This window comes from Evansella sp. AB-P1, assembly GCF_029688925.1.
Classification (GTDB): Bacteria; Bacillota; Bacilli; order Bacillales; family Salisediminibacteriaceae; genus Evansella.
This window is the reverse complement of record NZ_JARUKY010000024.1, coordinates 1-18,900: the sequence shown is the minus strand read 5'-3', so window position 1 is coordinate 18,900 and position 18,900 is coordinate 1. Positions and strand designations below refer to the sequence as shown.

The following is an 18,900-nucleotide window of genomic DNA, read 5'->3' as shown; positions in this document are numbered from 1 at the left end:
CTTCTTAAAAACTATGCATTGTGTCCATTCTTACTTCTTCATTTATCATTCTATTTTATCAAATAAAGCTATAAAAGGTATGTTATGAACCTTAAAAACTAACTTGAAAAGAAAACCAAAGAACGTATGTTCTTACATTCATAAATTCTACACTATGTATAAGTAATTATCCATTATATAATGGAAATAGTCTTAATTGTTGCTACTCTAAAAACTATGGTGATTAGAAATGATACTTGCTTCTATTTTAACTAATTTAAATCCAAAGCGTTTTATAGGTGAACGGGTTCTTAAAACTGGTATTGCAGTGTTTATTACTGCTGGAATTTGCTTAGCTTATGATCTCCCTGCAATATTCGCTGTCATTACTGCAATTGTTACAATAGATTGATAGTTACAGTCAAGTAAAAATACTGATACATAAGTATTTTACCTTATAAAAGGAAAAGGAGAATAACAATATGGAGATAGATTATTATACTTTATTATCAGGTCTAGGGGGAACAGTTATAGGAGGCTTAATTACATGGATAGTAACAAGATACAGCCTGAATAAGCAGTTTGAGGAACAAGATAAAAGACAGCAGGCTCAGGAGAGAAAAAATGAAATCATAGCCCTTAATGCTGTTCTTAAAGAAATAGAACATAACCTTATTCAGTTTAGAGGAACAAAGAACCTAATGGAAAGTCAAAACATTGAGTTTATAAATTATAAGGCAAGTAATCTACATAATAATTACTCAATGGAGAAGTGGAATCAACATAGTGATACTGTGTTATTTATTGAGGACTTAAACTGCCTTTCTAAGTTACAGGCTTTTTACATTAACCTAAGTTTTCTAATAACTAATCAAATTACTGACAGAGAAAAAACAGAAAATTTGATAGATTCAGGACTGTATCTAAGCAAACAATTAGAACAGTATATTGAGGCATACAAAAAGTAGGAGACAGCCTAAGCCATCTCCTTTATTTATTGTATTAATCTAAGATTTTTCTTTCATAATCCTTATGTAAAAAAAGGAGCAGGAGCATCAGGCAGAGCATTAAGCTCCTCTGTATATTCCCACTTAGTAACCTTATCTCATATTGCTCTTTTTAAGAGCCTTACTTATTCTCTGTAAAGCAGTAGCCTTATCCTCAGCTCTTTTACTGATGCTACTTTTACTCTCTTTCTTATATGAGTTACTTTTAAATTCACTCTTTAAATCAGGCTGTTTTTTATCCATTCTGTTAAGCCTCCTTTGTATTGTTTAGGAGCAGATACCTCTACAGCATCTCCTCCTTTTATTTATCTTTCTGTATATCTGCTCCATAGCTCATCAGGCATGTAATAGCTCCTGCTAGTCTTATAGACAACCTCTTTTACTCTATTGTCTCTGTCCAGTAATGGAATAGGATAAACAGTAATTAATCCCTCTGCTGTCATTCTCCACTTAGGAGGCTTAGCCAGTATTTTTACAATAGCCTCTAACTTAGCATCTAGTATCTTTAGCCTTTTATCCTTATAGTAAGCCTCTAAAATACTGTATAACTTATCAGCCTGTTTAGGCTCTATGCAGTCCTCTATAAGATAGCTCCTTATCTCCTTAATGTTTTTACCCTGCTCAATTTTAATCATGTACCTGTCTCTAGCCTGAGCATAATCTAGCTTATTTAACTTGTAATAAACAGGTTCAGGATACTCTCTAGTAAAGTCTCCTCCTGCCTTTCTATCCTTAAAAAAGTCTGTAGCTACCTCAGGCTCTCTCTCTCCTGCTAGAATGTCTCTTACTATCCTTTTACTAAGTCCTGTCTCATCTGATACCTCAGTCAATACTAAGCCTTTTACATAGTGTAAATATAGGCTCTTATATACTATGTTTTTGTCCATTCCTTTTATCCTCCTCAAAAGTAAAAGAGCCAAAGCATCAGCCTCAGCTCTTAATCTATATATTATTTATTCCTACCTGCTTTAAATGCTTTTACCATAGCCATTGATATTACTACTCCTGCAATAAACTCCATATAGTAGACCTCCTTACAAACATAGTTAAGGCTATCTCCCTAGGCTCTCCCTCAAAAGCCTCTACTCCTTATAACTTACCTGCCTGTTGTAACTGCTGAACATAACCTCTTACTTTACTCTCATATGTCCATAGCTCAGTTACTAAGTCTCTAGCTCCTAGATGTTGTCCTCTATAGCTCTTATTCTGTTCTGCCTGAGAAACTAAGCCAGTATCTAATAAGACCTGCCTAACAGCTCTAAAAGAGTTATTTAATTCTGTAGCAAAGTTAGACAATAGCTTAGCATCCTCTTTTAATGCTGATAGACTTGTATTAGCTACATAGTAAGCATCTAACTCCTGATACATCTTTACAGCTCCCTTATGAGCATTAAAAAATCTCTCTACCTTATCCTCTAGCTCCTGATACATCTTAGTTATTTTAGCCTGAGCTACCTGCTGAGTTAAGGAAATATCCTGCTCTATAGCATCTGCCTGAGCTTTTAACATTCTACTCTCTCCTATATCTACTGATACTGTAAGAGCCTCCTGAGCCTTTTGTAGCTCATCCTCTAAGCCTCTTACTGTAGCTCTGTTATCTGATGCTGTCTCCTCAATAACCTCTAAAAAACTCTCTACATTGTCTCTAGCATCCTGTACCTCTGTAATCTTTGCTGTCATCTCTGTTAATCTCTTTTTACTCATTATCATTATCCTCCTCTGTATTTAAAAACTCATTGTATTTATCTGTATAATCCTCAGCCTCATTGTCTAGTTTTTCTAGTATCAGGCTTAAAGGCATCTTTTCTAATGCAGGAAAGACTTTTAATGCTCTGTCATAATCAGGCTTTACATCCTCATACTTAGGTAACTTAACAGCAGTCTTTTTATCTACATCCTGCTTAGCCTCTAAGAGCTGTAAATACATCTCCTTACCCTCATCAGCTCCAAAGATATTAATTAAATCTTTCTCCATCTTAGGACTAACAGGCTTTAGCTTTTTAGACTTACCATCCATAGCCTCAAAGTCTTTAATTGACTGCTCAGGCTCTACCTTATCTCCTGATGCTAACTTTAATAGTCTTACTGTCTGAGCTACCTCTACAAACTGAGGAGATACCTGTCCATTCCATAGACCTAACCACAGCAGACCTAAGGACATTACCTCTAATCTTATTACTGGATTATCTAAGTCAATGCTGAGAGCCTTATCTGTAGCTCCTACTGTTTTAGGAGTACCTAAGTAATGAAAGTCACTCTCTGCAATTAATGATTTAACTAAAGTAGCTGTATCCTCATCCTGTACTAGAGCTTTCTCATTATCTCTATAAAAGCCTCTCATTGTTGCATTCCTTAGCTGAGCATACTGCCTAAGCTCTGCTCCTGAGATACCAAAGTATTCTAAGATTGTAGCTAAGTCCTTAGTAGATGTTTTACTACTCTGTAGCCTTGTTAGTAAGTTCTGATATACAGCCTCTAAAGCATCCTCCTCTAGCTCTGCATCTACATCTATTAGCTCAGGCTGTTGCTGATACTTATCAAAAGCCTCTACATATATAGCTGTATAGTCTTTCTTATATTGTCTGATGCTCCTTACTGATACTCCTATAGCTGAGTTATCTGCAAAGTCCTGCTGAGAGCAATCATACAAAGCCTGAGTATGAGCTAAAGCCTGTACTAGCTGAGCCTTATCTGTAATCTTATATTGACTAATAACCTCTGATAATAGTTCCTGCCTCTCCTCAGCAGTAGCCTCTTTAAATTTATATTTTAATAGCATCCTCATTCACTCCTTAGTATTAGTTAGGCTGTAATACTGCCTATCTTATTTCCTATTACTTAGGTAGCTGAGCAGTAGGTTTATAAAGTGTATTACTAACTTTATTTTTTTAGTTAGGAAGTAGTTAAGGCAGATCCATTGTATTTTATCTACAGCTACTGTCTTTATTAACAGTATTTATTACAGTAAACAGTAATACAGTTATAAGCAGTAATAGATAGATACAAATTATTGGTACACTATTAAGCTATTGTCTCAGTTATTGGTACAGCCTCAGCTCTTACCTATTGTTATATCAGTAGTTTAGGCTCTCCCTTTGTCTCAGTTATTGGTACATAGTGTTAAGCTCCTGATAAATAAATAAAAAAGATGCTCTAATCCACTTTAAAAAGATGCTCCATAGCTCCCCTATAAGTACCAGAGTTGATTAAGCAGCTCAAACAATTATAAGGGGGATATTACATCATGAATAAGGAGCTAAAAAGAAAAGGAAAGCTAACTAAGAGCCATCTACAAACATATGAGCAGTTTATTGAGACTTATAAGCAGTACAGAGCAGAAAAGGCTAAGGCATCAGCTACAGCATCTACAGAGGAGGAGTTACATCATGACAGTAAATAAGTTAATGCAGGAGGCTGAGCAGAGGATAAAAGCTAAGGAGGTATTTACTGTTATAGATGCTAATGGAGAGCTTAGAGAGGATGTAAGAGTTATTACTCCTGAGATGCAGGAGACTAGCAATAAAAGAAAGGCTCTACAGACTTATAAAAACAGAGCAGATAATCCTTTTACTCTTGTTAATATGGAGGCATCTAGAGAGTTAGCTTTATTAGAGGAGCTTAATACTAAGGAGTTAGGATACTTTCTTATTTTACAGAGCTATATAGATTACTCAGGCATGTTAAAAAAGACCTCTGAGGCTAACCTCCCTATGACTAAAAAGGAGATAGGAGAGGCTCTCAGGATTAAACAAAGAACATACTCTAAGATATTAAAAAAGTTTATAGAATTAGGCTTACTGCATCAGGAGGCTGTTACTCAGTACAATAAAGAGTATCAGGCTTTTTTTGTTGCTAATAAATACTGCTTTAGAGGCTCTAATAAGTCTGATAAAGTTGTTAAGATGTTCATAGGCTCATTACAGGAGCTATACACTCAGACAGATATAAGACCTGCTGATATAGGCTTTCTTTTTATGCTCCTGCCTTATATGCACTTTCAGACTAATCATCTAGTAAAGCATCCTTATGAGAGAGACCTTTATAAGTCTGAGGCTCTTTCTCAGAGGGATATACTGGAGCTTACTGGAATAGATGAAAAGAATGTTAAAACTCATCTTAGGATGAAACTCTCAGGAGTTAATGTTTTTGGTACTTTTAGAGCAGGTAAAAACTCAATATATAAAGTCAATCCTAGTTTATTCTTTAGGGGTATTATGCCTAATGAGGAGCTAAAAGCAGACTTTACACTAACAGGACAGAGCCTCTAAGCTCTGCTCCTTTTTTTGTCTATAGAGACAGCTGTAGTCTTGGACTTTATTGGGGGGTTTTTATGCACTTTTTTAGGCTCATTGGGGGGTTTTTATGCACTTTGCAAAAGTGACCTCATACTTAGAGCCACAAGGGATACAGCCATTTTAGCAAAGGAGAATCCCTCTTATCTTACATAGAACATATTTAGTTACTCCCTGCTCCCTAACTGTTATAGAGCTTTAATCTACTGCTAATAGATGGATATAATAATGTAGAGGTTAATACCTTTACAAACATAGTTTAGGCTGTGTCCTTAGTTTTTGAGTGTAATCTCTCTCAATTACTCTCCTTAAAAGAGGCTGTCTTTATTGTAGTTTATTCTACAGTAGAGGCAGTCTTTTTTTATGCCTAAAAGACAAAGAGCAAAGGCTAGAGCCTTAGTCCTGAGACAAGCTCAGTCCTACATACATAAATAGAGCCTATTGTATATTCCATTTGTTATTACATATGTATTTAATCTTTGTAGAGAGAAAGGCTTTAGCCTTGCTCCATCTTTTGACCTTATTACAGCTCTAACAGTTAAGGAGTACAGCTAAGATTACAGTTAAGGAGCAGTATAGTAAAAGTAGATATTCTGATGATTATTCTGCAAAGTGTAAAAGTCCAACAAACACTACTCTCCCTGCCTTCCCTCCTGTCAAGCATTCAACCTTTACATACTCTAAGGAATAACAGCCAGTAACTAACCTCCTCTCTGCCAGTCCTCACAGTAATTAATTGTATAGGAGCAGTTAGTATAAGCCAGTAGTAGAAAGACCTGAGAGCCTGTCCTGTAGCCTATCCTATGCCAATTTCACAGGAGGGGTATTATATGTATAGGGGTTAGTTTTGCTATAGGAGGAGGATATGTTATAGGGAGTATCTCTCTTTATATAGGGGAGGTCTCAGCAGTAAAAGGAGGCTCTTATAGGCTGTTACTTTTGATACTAACTTATGAGACAGCTTAGAGCCTTTAGTATCAGCAGTAGATAAAATGTCTCATAAACATGTACTATTGAGACTGCATCAGTACAGCAGGAGCATCTACAATAACAGAGGGAGAGGCAGTAGCTGTAGTAATAGCAGACAGTAATAGAATAATACATAGATTTATCTCAGACTGCTCAGAACATCTTAGATTAAACAGTAACAATAATTAATTACATATGTATTAGTAAAGAGAACAGATACAGAGAGAATAGCTCAGGTAGGGGGTATATGGGGGGAAGGGGTAGCTCCTAACTAGGCAGGTAGTGTAGTAAATATATATTTCCTAAAAATGCAGTATTAGGAGGAAAACAAATAAAAAGAGAGCCTCAGTAGCTCCCTTCTACAATCTTTCCATTAGCTTTTACTCTAGTACCCTTAGGATACTGCTTAAACTCCTCTAATCTACCATCATGTTCTAGCTCTGTTTTATTAGGCTTTATAGAAATGCCATCATTAATCTCTACTAATGCTCTAGCTAGTCTTGCTGTGTTTAGCTTTCCAACAGTTTTAACCCTTCCTTTATCAGTCTCTCTAATGTTTATCTCTAGTCCCTCCTCCATATTTTCTATCCATTTATCATAACTAAAGCTAATTTGCATCTCTTTTGAATTAAGGAGTTCATCTTTTATTTGTCCTTGTATATCAGCAGAATACCTAGAAATAAGAGACTGCTCCTCACTTGTTATTAAACCTTTGTCTTTGTACAATCTAATTCTCCTCCCTGTTTAGATAAGTTACTATAATATTAACAAAGGTTTATTTAATGTCAATGTATTCCAGTATACTATTTCCTGTAAATGAAAAAAAGGAGGCAAAGCTCAGCCAGTACATATTGTACTTTTCAGCTCCAGCTCTACCTCCTGCATTATCTATTTAGTTATACATTCTTTCCAGTACAGCTCTCTCCTGCTCATCCTGTAGCATCTCCATAGCAGTATTATAGGCTAAGATACTCTCCTGTCCTGCCTGTCTACTAAAGCCTTTAATAACAGATTTAACTGTATTAGTAGGTAAACCATTCTTACCACTTAGCTCCCTTATCTCCTGAGCATTCAAACCCTTAACATGATGTAAATATAATACTTTGCCTATCTTATAACCATTTAGAGTATCTGATGTAGTATTACATCCTAGTAACTTATAAGCCTTACTGCTCCACTCCTGAGCCTGTTCTCCTGACTGTCTCCACTGATTAAACTTATAATTAATACCTGACATAAAAACTCCTCCAAGTAAGTTTGTAGGCTATAATAACCTCCCTTACTAGATTGCTGACAGGTACAGATTTAAAGTAGTTATAGTAAAATTATTCCCCTTTATATTCATTAAAATAATTAATTAAAAACAACAATTCCTCTCCAAGCTCTCTTAAAGATTTAATGTAAAAATTGTAATTATGGGGAGTTGCTAAGTTTGCACCTGCATGAATAGGTATAGAAGTGACAGCATTTAATAAAGTCTCTAAATTTAATAAACCTTCTCTCAAATCATCAGGAAAAAATGCAATATATCTTGAGATAAACTTCTCAATGTTTTCCTCATTTTGTTCTTTAAAAAACTTACAAAATTCTTGATAATCTATGTATTCTCTCCCAATCCTGTCCTTTCCAATTTTGTTATTAAGGAATTTAACTTTTCTATTTTTTTATCAATAGAATCAGGTGGTACAAGTTCTTCTAATCCATCTAAACAATTTGTTATTTGCTTAACAAGCCTCTCATCTACTCCAAGACCTCCTGGGTCTCCATATGGTTCTCTTGTTATAAGGTGAACATATCTTGTACTAACCTTACTAACTAATCCTGAATATCTACTCCCTATAAGTCTATAAGCCTTTTCTTTAGCTTTTTTTTCCTCATTTTTTTGCAATAAAACTGCAATGATATAAGCTGTGACAAGAATACTAACCATCTCAACAATCATATTTGGTATTAATAACAGTCCAAAATTCCTATCTACTCCTCCAAAAATAAATTGTAATAGAATCATACATATTATTACTACCAAAATAAAACAGAGAATTAATAAGTGTTCTCTATAAAACTTAAATACACCTTTTGTTAAGCTTAATATTTTTCTCAATAAAACCACTCCTACTTTTGAGACTGTATTTAATATTACCATTAAAACTAAATATTTAGAATGATTAGAAGATTGATTTTACAAATGTGTTAAACTAGATAAATATAACATGGAGGTGGAAAATATGGGAATATTAACTAAACTATTTGGTCAAAAAAAAGAGAAAATAACTAAAAGTGAACAGAAAAAAACACAAAGTTATAGTTCTTATGAAGAAGTATTAAAAGAACACAAGGATTTAAAAGACAGACACAGTAAGCTGTATAAAATTTCAGAAATTGCTCAGCAGTTAAATGAGGAAGGAAAAACACAGGAGTTAAAAGTCTTATTGGAAACAGCAGTTTATGAGATGGATAGTGACATACCATATCATTTCACAAAATTAGCAGAGATATATGAAACTGAGAATGATGAACATGCACTTATTAAGCTAAAAGAAAGAATTGTCAAAGAGGCAAAAAAGAAAAGAAATGTACCTAATGGCAGCAATGTTAAGTTTGATAGGATGGCAGAAGAAATAGCTTTTACTCTTAATCTTACCAATCTCTCAGAGAAACTAGCTCAACTGGTTAAAAACACTGGACTTAATAAAAAACAAGTTGTTGACATAGCTGTATCTGAATTGGAACTGGATTCACAAAAGGCTAATAAATTATACAAGTTTGCTTTAGAAAAGGAATTCATCTATAGGGAAAAAGTAAAGGGAGTATTTCAGCACTTTGCAAAGTAAAGGGTAAATATATTTAGCTTTTATTACCTAGTGTTATTATTTCTAAACTCAATAGTTGAGCATTATATACCATATAAAGAGACTGTAAAAACAGCCTCTTTTTTTCTTGTCTTTTAATCATTCCCAGTAGAATAAACCTATGGTTACTTATAATGATAGTACTCCATTTTTAATAATTACAATTAAAAAGGGAAATTTTCATTTATATCTATTTTATGTAGTGCATTCTCTATTTCCTCAATATACTCTAATAATAACAAGCCTTTTTCTACACTATTTTCAGGGAATGAATCTAGTAATGGCAAATAGGATTGTACTTTATCATAATCTTTTATAGCTATTTGACCTAATAATTGTCTTAACTGGTTTTCTAGCTTATTAAGAGCCAATTTAATAGCCCATTCTATTGCATGATTATATTTTGCATTAGCAGAATTAGGATGTGTATTTATTGAAAATGCCATATCAATCCTTTTTCTAAAAGTGTCCAATTCTTCTTGTGATAAGTACTCCATTAATTTATTTATATTTAGATTTCTTAACTTTTCCTTTTGTTCATTTCTATTAATTGTAGCTTGGTATTCATTTTCTAAATCAGAATTACTACTTTCCTCTGCCCTCCTTATTTGTTCTACATCCTTAGTGACATTTTCCACTTCCTCATCTGTAATATCTGCTCCTAAATATTCTTTAGCATACTGTACAAAGTTTTCTGTCCTGTACATATAAAACAGTTGATTTGTTTTATTAATAAATTCTTGAATTAGTTGAGGCTGAGGTCTTTTAATTTTGCCACTTTCTTTTTCCCACCAATCCTCTTTCTTTTCCTCTGTAATAAAAATTATTGATGTTGGATTTTCCTCTCTTTTTGCTCTATCTAACATTTGATTCCAAACTATTAAATCTCCATACTTTTGTTGATACCTAATATCACCATAAGTCCTGTAATCTTTCATGCTGTTTTTATCCTTGTCCTTAAATCCTGGAGGAACATTATGGACATATCTCTCCAGCCCATCTTTTTCAATGGCATTAATCATATCTTGAGTATATGGGTCACCTATAACTCCATCTAATAATAGTAATAGCTCATCTTGAGTTTCCTTTGAGTAAGGTAAATTAGCTATTTCTTTATCTAATTGTTCTTGGAGCTTATCATTAGATTTTTCTATATCCTCAATATAAAATTGAAAATTATCAGTAACTATGTATGGATGTTCACTTTGGACTGTTCTTAATGACTTTTTAGCATCCTCTTTTAACTTTTTTAACTCAGAGCCTAACAAATTATATCCCTCATGTTGTTTGAACATATTAGTCTCATAATTAAAAAAATACTCTAGAGCAACCTGATGTGGTATCCATAGCCTATTTTCTTCCTTTAATATTTTTAAAATGTCCAATAAACTTTTAGTAGATTCTTTAGATGTGTATTTATAAAAATTTAATAATACATTTGTATCAACCACAATAACTGCCTTTTCCCAAAGTCTTTTAAATTCTTCATCTGTATAACCAATAAATCCTTTAAATTGTTCTAACAAGTAAACCCCTCCTTATAGCAGTTATCTAGCCATTTCCTCTTTGTATCTTTTAGCTTTAACTTTCATACTGATAAAGAAAACTGTTATATCAATAAGATTTTTCAAATCCTGTATGTCTTTGCCATCCCATTTTCTAACATAATGTGTCTCATCATTCCCTAACCATGTAGCTCTTTCTGCCATCTCTTTTATATCAGTATCATCTATATACTCATTAATACATTTCTGTATAGAATGAATAGCCTTAACAGTTTCCTCCTGCTCAGGATGCTCACTTATAATATAATCCTTTAGTAAATGCTCTAGAGATTTTCTATACCCTACTCCACATATCCTATCCAGTTTTTCCTGTTCTGCATGGAGTGACTGATTATAAATAGCAACAAACTCAGGAGATAAGTCCTCAATATCAGAATTAAATACTTTATCTTGTTTAGAGACTGGATAAGTATGAGTTAAAGAAACATGACCACTGTTAAAAGCACTTCCTAAATAAACAGCAAAGAATAAGCTACCACAATTATTTCTAGGACACCCACAAAGTATTTCAAACTGATTAACAAATTTTTCATAAATCAGTATATATGTAGGAGATAAAGCATGATTACATACAGGACATTTATCAGGAAGGTTATCATAATTTTCTAAATACCTATAGTTTTCCTCATCATCAATATATTTAATTTTATTCTCATAATCTATTGCCATATGATTACCACCTTTCATTATTTTTAGTTATATCAGATGTCCAAATTATACCATATAGCAATACCCTATAAGTGTATAATAAAAAAAGAGGGTAGCCATTAGCTAATCCCTCTCTCTTTTATCTTTCTATATAATGTAGCCTTACTTACTCCTGTAATATCAGCTATCTGCTTAGCAGTATGCTCTCCCTCATTGTAAAGCTCTAGAGCATAGGAGACCTTATTACTGTTCTTAGTTGGTCTACCAAACTTAACTCCCTTATCCTGAGCTACTTTTACTCCCTCTTTTACCCTCTGAGTAATCATAGCTCTTTCCATCTGTCCTAAAGCTCCTAGTATAGTCAATAAAAAATCATTTAGAGGATTATCTGAGGTAGTATCTAACCATGTATCATTTATACTTTTTAAAGATGCTCCTTTATCCTTAATAATAGATACAATCTCTAAGAGGTCTGCTGTAGACCTGCTTAGCCTGTCAATACTAACTATTAAGACTGTATCTCCTGCCTGTAGCTCCTGTAGCATCTTATTAAGCTCAGGTCTCTCCCTCTTAGCTCCTGAAACTCTATCTGAATATAATTTATCACAGTCTATAAGTTGAGCCTCTTGCCTGTTAAAAGTCTGCTCCTCCTTAACTGTACTAACTCTCATATATCCTATTAATCTGCTCATGTTGTAGCTCCAATCTATTTTAATAAAGTTCCATTCTGCTCCATCTGTAGTAATATCTCAGCCCATTTTCTTAGATTAGGTTTATTAACCTCAATAACAGTAATATTACTTTTCTTAACTCCTGTAGTTACCTCAATTACTTCTTTTGAATGATATTTGATAGCCATATTTTATCCCTCCTGTAGCTATCATTAGAAGGGATTATTAATCTGTGACATTTACAATAAAAACTAATACTGATTTATTGTAACCATTCTATTTTAATCTGAGGCTCAGCATCTCTACTCTCTTTGTAGTAGCCTATCTTTGAGATAATACTTTTTAAGAAGGCATTACATTCAGTTACATGATGCACTTTCTCCTGCTCAGAGTAGTCTCCATTGTCTCTTATATCTGCTGTAGTTCTTAGCTTATTAATATTGCCTACAAGATAACACAATCTTTTCTCCTGAGCTGAGCTATCTAGATTTTTAAGGCTGTTCTTATGCTCCTCAATACTGGATAGATGTGCTTTCTTTTCATCCTGTAGCTTAGCCTGTCTGTCCTTAAAAGTACTGTTATCTATTAAGCCATCCACAGCTAAAGATAGTAAATTCTCCTCCTTAGCTCCTAACTGCTTAACAGCTTTCTCAGCATCTTTTATCTTATTGTTTAACTTATCAACTAGAGAGCTTTTATCATCAGTCTTTAGCTCTCCTAGCTCAGTCTCTAGCTCCTTAGAGTACTGTTTAACACTGTTAATAACAGCTCTCTCTATACCATCTAAAGCTACTCCATAATTTTCACAGGGAGTATGTCTATTATGACTACATTTTTTTATTATTCTTGTCTCATAATAGCCTTTTAACTTACCATTCCTTTTAGTTGTATTTAAAGGCATCCTAATACCACATACCTCACAAGTTACCATACCTGCAATAACATAAGCAGGAGCTATATCTCTAGTCTTGTTATAATGCTTTCTCCTGTTAAAAGCCATCTCATTTATTAGTTGATACTCAGCATCAGTTATTAGAGGCTCATGGTTATTTTTTAGCTCTACATTACCTCTAGCATTACTGTAAATTAATGTACCTCTGTAGATAGGATTAGTAAAATATCTCTGTATAGCTACATTAGTAAACTTACCTCCCTTTTTCCCTCTGTATCCTTTAATATTTAACATCTGAGAAATAGCTCCATAAGGTAAGCCTTGTAAACATAACTCCACAGCCTCCCTAACTATCTTACTTTCATCCTCATCAGGTACTAACTTACCCTCCTCATCCTTTGTATAGCCATAGGCTACTAAGCTGTTTAGACATTTACCCTGTTTAGCTGATGCAATCTTTCCTGATAAAAGCCTCTTTTTTATCTGTCTGTACTCCTGCTCTGCTATAATAGAGCCAAAAGAGAACATCATTTTACTGCTGTCATCCCTGAGGTCATATTCAAAAGAGGGAGTAATAACATTAGGACAGAACATCTCTAGCATATTTGATAAGGCTAAAAGTGTAGCTCCATTCCTAGAAAGTCTGTCTACATCATGAGCAAATATAGCTGAGTACATGCCATTTTTTATATCATCTATCATTAGATTGTATTCTAATCTGTCTCCATCCATAGATGAGGCAATACCATCAGAATATATTTTAAAATTGTAGCCCTCTCTCTCAGCTAATGATGTTAAGGTAAGCCTGTGATTTTTTAGGCTGTCCTCATTCTCTTTCTTTTCTCTAGAAAGTCTCAGGTAGATACATGCTGTCTTTGTTGCTATTACAGTAGTCATTGTAAAGCCTCCTCAGTAGTGTGTTTAACTCATTACTAGCATTAGAATTTACTTGCTGTAACTGTGACACTACTGATGTAACCCTTGAACCAACTGCCTATGACTCCATAAGGAAGGGGGTTATTCGACTTCCCGCATCAGCAATTGGAGCTGCATTAGCTGTATTCTTTGTATCTATTTTAGGAGAAACAGCTTTAACCTTTGCATTGGCAGCAACTTTAACAATCATTATTTGCCAAAAATTTAAATTGCATCACGGGACACTTGTAGCTACTTTAACTGCAGTTGCTATGATCCCAAATATTCATGATCACTTCTTTATAGCCTTTTTAACAAGGTTAGGTACAACTACCATTGGGTTAACAGTATCAACGTTAGTTAATTTACTTTTATTTCCACCAAAATATGTGTCTACGATAGAAAATCAAATAATTTCCCAGATAGCTTTAATTCAAAAAGTTCTTTTTGAAACGATGAAGTATTGTACAAATTCAACTGAAAAGTCAGTAAAAAATCTACCTTTACAGTCGTACAAAGCTCTAAGAAGACATACGGAAAAAACAGAAGATATAATTTTTTATCAAGAAATGGAATGGAAGTACCATCGTATTAATCATAAAGAATATAAGCACTTTAAAGAATTAAAAGCAAAGCTACAAATAATCCAAAAAGCGAACCTTCATTTAGGTAACCTACAGTATATTGAAACACCTGTTGATTTAACTACCTATGAGAGGGAACTACTGCTTAAAGCTACCAATTTAATCATTTATACGCTTGATCATTTAAAAGATCCTATCACTGACGATTATTTTTATACAATAAATGAACTAGATCAATATTTGAAATATAGCTATTCATCGAATAATCTTAAAGACCCTAAATACATACATCATTTCCAAGTAAAAACAGTCATTTTCTATGAACTCCTATCTATACATGATTGTCTTGAAGAGCTTCAACAATTAACAAAAAAATGAGTTCTCACAAAACAATATTATTTTTTACGAGGTGTTTCGAATAAAAAAAGAAGCCATGGAGTATTTTTCAGAAGAAGTATTACAGATTAGCGCAAGTTTGTTTAATGTTAGCTTCGATTCTCTTAAGGAGCTAGCAGGATTTGAAAACATTATTTATAGTGGTAGCATTCATGAGAGGGATGTAGTCATTCGATTTTCCCATTCAAGTCATCGAAACGAAGAACAAATTGAAGCGATATACCAAGAGAACATATAACTCCCAGAGAAGATTATATGGAAATGTCTACAAAATTATTTTCTACTTATTTACCAAATGATCGGATTATTATTTCAAGAGTTAATACTTTGATTAACGTCATCAACCAACTCCCTAGAAATGATAAATTATATATGTTAATCCATACTGACCTCCATTCAGGAAATTTCTTTTTTGATGACGAACGTTTGTGGATATTTGATTTCGATGATTGTGCCTATCATTTCATTGTTCATGACTTGGCCATGCCCTTATATTATTTCTTATGGCAGTTTGAGGGAACAAGGGAGGAAAAAGTAAAGTTTGGAACTAACTTTTTAACAATTTTTTTAGCAGGATATTTAGCTACATCCGAAATAGCTTTAGATGAATTCCTGAAGCTCCCAATATTTTTAAAATTGCGCGATTGTGATTTATACGGTATAAATCGTTAAATGATAAGCAAAAAAAGCTCATCTCTGAGATGGGAGATAGAATCATCCGTGATCAACCTATTGTACATTTAGATTATGAAAAGATTTATGCGTTTGCAAAATCTTATTAGAAACTCCTTTTATCATGAATTTACTAACTTTAATGAGAGGGCTGTCGAGATTGGTAAAGGATGCTATTATTATTTTGTTACTTTTTCAAATAGGCTTACTATATGTATTTTATTCTTCTAATCTTGTTCATAGTAACCCTTATTTTATTGTAGCAACTTACATCGTAATCACAAGTATCGGATTATTTTTTATCTTTTTATCAAAATTATCTAAGGTGTGGTTTCGACGTCTTGTTATTGTAAATATTGCCGTTATCATCTTTATCCCGTTATTGGAGGGCTTTGACTGGATTGGTATCTCCATTTTATATCTTGTCTTTATTACTTTTCTCTTTATTGGCTATTCAACTTACGAAAAGCGAACAAAATAAGGATACAGCTAGTCTTATTAGCTGCATCCTTTTAAATTTTTTCGTCCGTTAACATATCAAATGACCATTTCCCCTTTAAAACCTTCCTACGTATTAGGAAAATCATAATTATTGCAAGAATAAACACTGTCCCTGTTACCATAACCATTTGCAAGTCAGCAACAACAAACGTTGCCCCTATAAGATTAAACACGATTGTACCAGGAATGATTCCGATCATTGTTGCCCCTAAATATTTCTTAAATTCTATTCGAGACAGGCCGGATAAATAACTAACAAAATCAAAATTGATTACAGGAATGATTCTTAATACTAAAACATATTTAAAACCATTTTCTTCAATCTTCCGCTGTAAAGTCTCTCCCTTTCCCTTCCATCTTTTATGGATTTTTTCTCCACCAATTTTTCTAACGGCCAAAAAGGAAATTATTGCTCCTGATAGAGAACCGATATACGTAACGATTGGACCAAGTATTGCACCAAAAGATAAACCGCCTGCAATGGCTAGAATGGACGCTGGAAAAAAGACAAAGGGACGAAAGGCAAATAGAGTAATAAATACAATGGGTGCCCACCACCCATACGATAAGACCCAATACCTAATTTCTTGAGCATTAAGATCCAAAAACATGTGATTAATCCATAAAATACAGAAAATGAAAATAGCAAATATCACAAGCTTAATAAAAAATTTAATAGGCATTGAATTGAAAAACTCCTTTAATAAAAGATCATTCACTACTATCTTATTAAGGAAAGCTAATTTAGCTCCAAGTGTTTTCCATTAGAAAAACGCTTTACTATCAATATTACCTAACCATTCTTTTTTTAAGCTTTAATTTTAAACTTAATTGTTTTTTGAAAAATACTTTTTTAATGCTTCTGCACACAAATGAAATGTAAACATTGCAAATGTTATAGCTATTACAGGAGCTAACGGTATCCAAAATTCATGGCGAATATGATCTCTCGTATCCGCTAGAAGGGAGCCCCAAGTTCCAAACCGATTTTGGATTTCAATTCCTCCCCCTTCCAATGTGAACCATTGCTGTGATATGAACATAGACAAAAAGCCAAGTTGACCAATCAAAAGCATGACCTTTGCTAATTCAAGCATAAACATAACAGCTAACGTAGGACCAATATGTCTCAGATCGTACTTTTTAAATCTATGCCAAAAGGTTGATCCAATCATTTTAGTAGCTTCATAATATGGTTTTTGGTAAAAAAGGTGAATGTCATTACTGAGTATATATGACAATCTTCCTACCTCTATCACTACAATAAACATTATTACTAAGCCCATTCTCATGCTTGATGCTTCGACGATTGCAAGGTTCATAAACAAAATGACCAATAGAAGAACAGGTAAAGCTGATAAATAATGATGTGATTTTTCAATAGTCCAAAAGATGAAACCAGTCTTTTTTCTTGCAAAATATCCCAAAGGAACAGCAATCATAAACCGTAATATCACGATTAAAAACACCAATAGAAGAGTATTTTGCCCATTTAACACCAATTGTTGAAACATGTCATGTCCTAAGCTATCTGTTCCTAACCAAAATTCAGATGAGGGAGGAAAAGGAGGGAAAATCATATCCCCTTCATCATTAGTAAGAAAAACTATCCCTTCTATATCACTTGGAAACCAAATTGGTAATATAAAACAAAAGACGAATAAAAGAAAGAGGCAACTGATTGCTGTAATATATATTGGATTCTTCATCATCCTTGCCTCCTATTTAGGTAATGGATAACGATTGACTGAAACACATGTGTTAATAAACTAAGAAGTAAAAAGCATGTAAGGAGCCAAATAATAACAGGCGGTTCAAATTGATGGTCAGCCACCATAGATCGATAGCTTCCTCTAATAGTTGCATCATGAAAGCCTAATGCTTGATACGTCCTCATTGCAGCTCCTCGCATAAAAAATAAGTATTCAAAAATTAATAGGTTCCCAATTATCATAATCATAATTGTATGTATGTGATGTGCTATCCGTTGAATGATATTCATCCATTGGTGCTTCATTAGAATAAGGAATGAGGTTATTCCCTTACTTTTTGCTGTATTTATGTAATCCTTATTTAATTCATCATCAAGAGCAGATTTAATCAACATACTTAAATATGCACCTGGAAATAAGGATACAATTATCATTCCCATCAAGTAATTATGCCAAGCTTCATATCCATACACACTAAATGATGGGAGACCCCATCTAAACAATTGAAATAAAACAATCTGAATCATGATATAGATAAAGAAATCTGGTAAAGATTGTAGTACCCAAGAGAAAGCAGTAGTGATCTTTCCAATTTTTCGTTCTCTTAAACTAAATTGAATTGTACCAATGACTACTCCTAGTATAATAGCAAGGAGAAAGGCACCTATAATAACAGGTAAACTCCTTTGAAAAAAATAAATAACAACATCGTTGATTACGGGTTGATCATATATGTTTACTCCAAAGTCACCTTCTATTAAACTAGCAAAAAAGAATCGAATATTTTCCCAATAAATTGTCCAATTTATAGAGAAACTTCTTTCTACGTGATAGTCATATGCAGTAAAAACAACACCTCTCGGCAGTAAAACGATTGAAATTATTGATAAAAACAAAAGAAAATATACGATTAGTATAATAATTTGATTCGTTATTTTGTTATTCATATGAGCTCCTTTACATTGTCAGTTCTTACAAATAACTGAACATTTAGTAGTGATTCATTTTTTTAAAAATTCATAATTATATGGTAACATATTATTTTAAAGTAAATATATCGAATCCAGTAAGTTTTATCATTTATCATTCATACTAAGACTCGAACATCTATACAAAAAGGAAACTTGTAATTCAAAAAATTACTTACAACTATGGCACAAGAAAGCCCCTTCATTCATTGATGGGGATGAATGGGGATGAATGGTGCTAATTCTTTTTAGCTCTTCATTAGTTTATTTTGTAAGAAAT

Annotated in this window: 23 protein-coding genes and 1 pseudogene; 9 read left to right on the top strand and 15 right to left on the bottom strand. The window is 33.3% G+C overall.

Annotated elements, in window-relative coordinates:
- Window positions 1–229: 229 nt before the first annotated feature.
- Together QA612_RS19620 and QA612_RS19615 are read left to right on the top strand one after the other, a co-directional pair.
- Window positions 230–388, top strand: a pseudogene (locus tag QA612_RS19620) (aromatic acid exporter family protein); the annotation flags it as partial.
- A 73-nt stretch (window positions 389–461) separates the two neighbouring features.
- Entirely contained in the window at window positions 462–947 is a 486-nt protein-coding gene (locus QA612_RS19615; protein ID WP_278285527.1) for a hypothetical protein, read from the top strand.
- Window positions 948–1,079: 132 nt separating this feature from the next.
- Here QA612_RS19615 and QA612_RS19610 read toward each other — a convergent pair whose 3' ends face one another.
- The 4 genes from QA612_RS19610 to QA612_RS19595 form a co-directional block, all read right to left on the bottom strand.
- Entirely contained in the window at window positions 1,080–1,229 is a 150-nt protein-coding gene (locus tag QA612_RS19610) for a hypothetical protein (RefSeq protein ID WP_278285526.1), read from the bottom strand.
- A 62-nt stretch (window positions 1,230–1,291) separates the two neighbouring features.
- Window positions 1,292–1,873 carry a hypothetical protein gene (locus QA612_RS19605; protein WP_278285525.1) on the bottom strand — a complete coding sequence of 194 codons (582 nt, stop codon included), beginning with the start codon at window positions 1,871–1,873 and terminating at the stop codon, window positions 1,292–1,294.
- A 202-nt stretch (window positions 1,874–2,075) separates the two neighbouring features.
- A complete protein-coding gene (locus QA612_RS19600) occupies window positions 2,076–2,690 on the bottom strand; it encodes a hypothetical protein (protein ID WP_278285524.1) in 615 nt (204 codons plus the stop codon).
- The gene (locus QA612_RS19595) at window positions 2,683–3,765 is read right to left on the bottom strand and encodes a hypothetical protein (protein WP_278285523.1); all 1,083 of its coding nucleotides are present in this window, start codon (window positions 3,763–3,765) and stop codon (window positions 2,683–2,685) included. Before QA612_RS19595 ends, QA612_RS19600 begins: the two co-directional genes overlap by 8 nt.
- Window positions 3,766–4,230: 465 nt before the next feature.
- On the opposite strand from QA612_RS19595, the gene QA612_RS19590 reads away from it, so the two are divergent.
- Both QA612_RS19590 and QA612_RS19585 read left to right on the top strand, forming a co-directional pair.
- Complete coding sequence (locus QA612_RS19590; protein ID WP_278285522.1) at window positions 4,231–4,386, top strand: hypothetical protein; 156 nt, start codon at window positions 4,231–4,233, stop codon at window positions 4,384–4,386.
- On the top strand, window positions 4,373–5,254 hold the full coding sequence (locus QA612_RS19585) for a helix-turn-helix domain-containing protein (RefSeq protein ID WP_278285521.1): 882 nt from the start codon (window positions 4,373–4,375) through the stop codon (window positions 5,252–5,254). Before QA612_RS19590 ends, QA612_RS19585 begins: the two co-directional genes overlap by 14 nt.
- Window positions 5,255–6,592: 1,338 nt before the next feature.
- Here QA612_RS19585 and QA612_RS19580 read toward each other — a convergent pair.
- From QA612_RS19580 to QA612_RS19570, 3 genes are all read right to left on the bottom strand, one after another.
- Window positions 6,593–6,973: a hypothetical protein gene (locus QA612_RS19580; protein ID WP_278285520.1), complete on the bottom strand. Its 381-nt coding sequence runs from the start codon at window positions 6,971–6,973 to the stop codon at window positions 6,593–6,595.
- 166 nt (window positions 6,974–7,139) lie between these two features.
- On the bottom strand, window positions 7,140–7,484 hold the full coding sequence (locus QA612_RS19575; RefSeq protein ID WP_278285519.1) for a hypothetical protein: 345 nt from the start codon (window positions 7,482–7,484) through the stop codon (window positions 7,140–7,142).
- A 360-nt stretch (window positions 7,485–7,844) separates the two neighbouring features.
- A complete protein-coding gene (locus tag QA612_RS19570) occupies window positions 7,845–8,348 on the bottom strand; it encodes a hypothetical protein (RefSeq protein ID WP_278285518.1) in 504 nt (167 codons plus the stop codon).
- Window positions 8,349–8,472: 124 nt separating this feature from the next.
- Between QA612_RS19570 and QA612_RS19565 the strand changes: the two genes are divergently transcribed.
- Window positions 8,473–9,078, top strand: coding sequence for a hypothetical protein (locus QA612_RS19565; RefSeq protein WP_278285517.1), 606 nt, complete (start codon window positions 8,473–8,475; stop codon window positions 9,076–9,078).
- A 182-nt stretch (window positions 9,079–9,260) separates the two neighbouring features.
- Here the strand turns inward: QA612_RS19565 and QA612_RS19560 are convergent, their stop codons facing one another.
- The 5 genes from QA612_RS19560 to QA612_RS19540 all read right to left on the bottom strand — a co-directional run bounded on the left by QA612_RS19560 (window position 9,261) and on the right by QA612_RS19540 (window position 13,769).
- The gene (locus QA612_RS19560) at window positions 9,261–10,622 is read right to left on the bottom strand and encodes a PIN-like domain-containing protein (RefSeq protein ID WP_278285516.1); all 1,362 of its coding nucleotides are present in this window, start codon (window positions 10,620–10,622) and stop codon (window positions 9,261–9,263) included.
- A 21-nt stretch (window positions 10,623–10,643) separates the two neighbouring features.
- On the bottom strand, window positions 10,644–11,330 hold the full coding sequence (locus QA612_RS19555) for a hypothetical protein (RefSeq protein ID WP_278285515.1): 687 nt from the start codon (window positions 11,328–11,330) through the stop codon (window positions 10,644–10,646).
- A gap of 98 nt (window positions 11,331–11,428) precedes the next feature.
- The gene (locus QA612_RS19550) at window positions 11,429–12,001 is read right to left on the bottom strand and encodes a recombinase family protein (RefSeq protein ID WP_278285514.1); all 573 of its coding nucleotides are present in this window, start codon (window positions 11,999–12,001) and stop codon (window positions 11,429–11,431) included.
- A 14-nt stretch (window positions 12,002–12,015) separates the two neighbouring features.
- Window positions 12,016–12,168, bottom strand: coding sequence for a hypothetical protein (locus QA612_RS19545; protein ID WP_278285513.1), 153 nt, complete (start codon window positions 12,166–12,168; stop codon window positions 12,016–12,018).
- 74 nt (window positions 12,169–12,242) lie between these two features.
- On the bottom strand, window positions 12,243–13,769 hold the full coding sequence (locus QA612_RS19540) for a recombinase family protein (protein WP_278285512.1): 1,527 nt from the start codon (window positions 13,767–13,769) through the stop codon (window positions 12,243–12,245).
- Window positions 13,770–13,789: 20 nt separating this feature from the next.
- Between QA612_RS19540 and QA612_RS19535 the strand changes: the two genes are divergently transcribed.
- The 4 genes from QA612_RS19535 (at window position 13,790) to QA612_RS19520 (ending at window position 15,920) form a co-directional block, all read left to right on the top strand.
- A complete protein-coding gene (locus QA612_RS19535; protein WP_278285511.1) occupies window positions 13,790–14,749 on the top strand; it encodes an FUSC family protein in 960 nt (319 codons plus the stop codon).
- A 31-nt stretch (window positions 14,750–14,780) separates the two neighbouring features.
- Entirely contained in the window at window positions 14,781–15,005 is a 225-nt protein-coding gene (locus QA612_RS19530) for a hypothetical protein (RefSeq protein WP_278285510.1), read from the top strand.
- A gap of 23 nt (window positions 15,006–15,028) precedes the next feature.
- The gene (locus QA612_RS19525) at window positions 15,029–15,439 is read left to right on the top strand and encodes a phosphotransferase (RefSeq protein WP_278285509.1); all 411 of its coding nucleotides are present in this window, start codon (window positions 15,029–15,031) and stop codon (window positions 15,437–15,439) included.
- Between the two features lie 160 nt (window positions 15,440–15,599).
- On the top strand, window positions 15,600–15,920 hold the full coding sequence (locus QA612_RS19520) for a hypothetical protein (protein WP_278285508.1): 321 nt from the start codon (window positions 15,600–15,602) through the stop codon (window positions 15,918–15,920).
- Window positions 15,921–15,951: 31 nt separating this feature from the next.
- Here QA612_RS19520 and QA612_RS19515 read toward each other — a convergent pair whose 3' ends face one another.
- The 3 genes from QA612_RS19515 to QA612_RS19505 form a co-directional block, all read right to left on the bottom strand.
- Window positions 15,952–16,623: a TVP38/TMEM64 family protein gene (locus tag QA612_RS19515; RefSeq protein WP_278285507.1), complete on the bottom strand. Its 672-nt coding sequence runs from the start codon at window positions 16,621–16,623 to the stop codon at window positions 15,952–15,954.
- 144 nt (window positions 16,624–16,767) lie between these two features.
- The gene (locus tag QA612_RS19510) at window positions 16,768–17,649 is read right to left on the bottom strand and encodes an ABC transporter permease subunit (protein ID WP_278285506.1); all 882 of its coding nucleotides are present in this window, start codon (window positions 17,647–17,649) and stop codon (window positions 16,768–16,770) included.
- The gene (locus QA612_RS19505) at window positions 17,649–18,599 is read right to left on the bottom strand and encodes an ABC transporter permease subunit (protein ID WP_278285505.1); all 951 of its coding nucleotides are present in this window, start codon (window positions 18,597–18,599) and stop codon (window positions 17,649–17,651) included. The genes QA612_RS19510 and QA612_RS19505 overlap by 1 nt, the downstream gene beginning before the upstream one ends.
- Window positions 18,600–18,900: the final 301 nt, after the last annotated feature.

Bases quoted from the DNA above. Each gene is read 5' to 3' on its own strand.
- QA612_RS19600 (WP_278285524.1), bottom strand. From the start codon at position 2,690: ATGAGTAAAAAGAGATTAACAGAGATGACAGCAAAGATTACAGAGGTA.
- QA612_RS19510 (WP_278285506.1), bottom strand. From the start codon at position 17,649: ATGAAGAATCCAATATATATTACAGCAATCAGTTGCCTCTTTCTTTTA.
- QA612_RS19590 (WP_278285522.1), top strand. From the start codon at position 4,231: ATGAATAAGGAGCTAAAAAGAAAAGGAAAGCTAACTAAGAGCCATCTA.
- QA612_RS19515 (WP_278285507.1), bottom strand. From the start codon at position 16,623: ATGCCTATTAAATTTTTTATTAAGCTTGTGATATTTGCTATTTTCATT.
- QA612_RS19585 (WP_278285521.1), top strand. From the start codon at position 4,373: ATGACAGTAAATAAGTTAATGCAGGAGGCTGAGCAGAGGATAAAAGCT.
- QA612_RS19550 (WP_278285514.1), bottom strand. From the start codon at position 12,001: ATGAGCAGATTAATAGGATATATGAGAGTTAGTACAGTTAAGGAGGAG.
- QA612_RS19555 (WP_278285515.1), bottom strand. From the start codon at position 11,330: ATGGCAATAGATTATGAGAATAAAATTAAATATATTGATGATGAGGAA.
- QA612_RS19575 (WP_278285519.1), bottom strand. From the start codon at position 7,484: ATGTCAGGTATTAATTATAAGTTTAATCAGTGGAGACAGTCAGGAGAA.
- QA612_RS19595 (WP_278285523.1), bottom strand. From the start codon at position 3,765: ATGCTATTAAAATATAAATTTAAAGAGGCTACTGCTGAGGAGAGGCAG.
- QA612_RS19605 (WP_278285525.1), bottom strand. From the start codon at position 1,873: ATGGACAAAAACATAGTATATAAGAGCCTATATTTACACTATGTAAAA.
- QA612_RS19525 (WP_278285509.1), top strand. From the start codon at position 15,029: ATGTCTACAAAATTATTTTCTACTTATTTACCAAATGATCGGATTATT.
- QA612_RS19615 (WP_278285527.1), top strand. From the start codon at position 462: ATGGAGATAGATTATTATACTTTATTATCAGGTCTAGGGGGAACAGTT.
- QA612_RS19545 (WP_278285513.1), bottom strand. From the start codon at position 12,168: ATGGCTATCAAATATCATTCAAAAGAAGTAATTGAGGTAACTACAGGA.
- QA612_RS19540 (WP_278285512.1), bottom strand. From the start codon at position 13,769: ATGACTACTGTAATAGCAACAAAGACAGCATGTATCTACCTGAGACTT.
- QA612_RS19610 (WP_278285526.1), bottom strand. From the start codon at position 1,229: ATGGATAAAAAACAGCCTGATTTAAAGAGTGAATTTAAAAGTAACTCA.
- QA612_RS19565 (WP_278285517.1), top strand. From the start codon at position 8,473: ATGGGAATATTAACTAAACTATTTGGTCAAAAAAAAGAGAAAATAACT.
- QA612_RS19505 (WP_278285505.1), bottom strand. From the start codon at position 18,599: ATGAATAACAAAATAACGAATCAAATTATTATACTAATCGTATATTTT.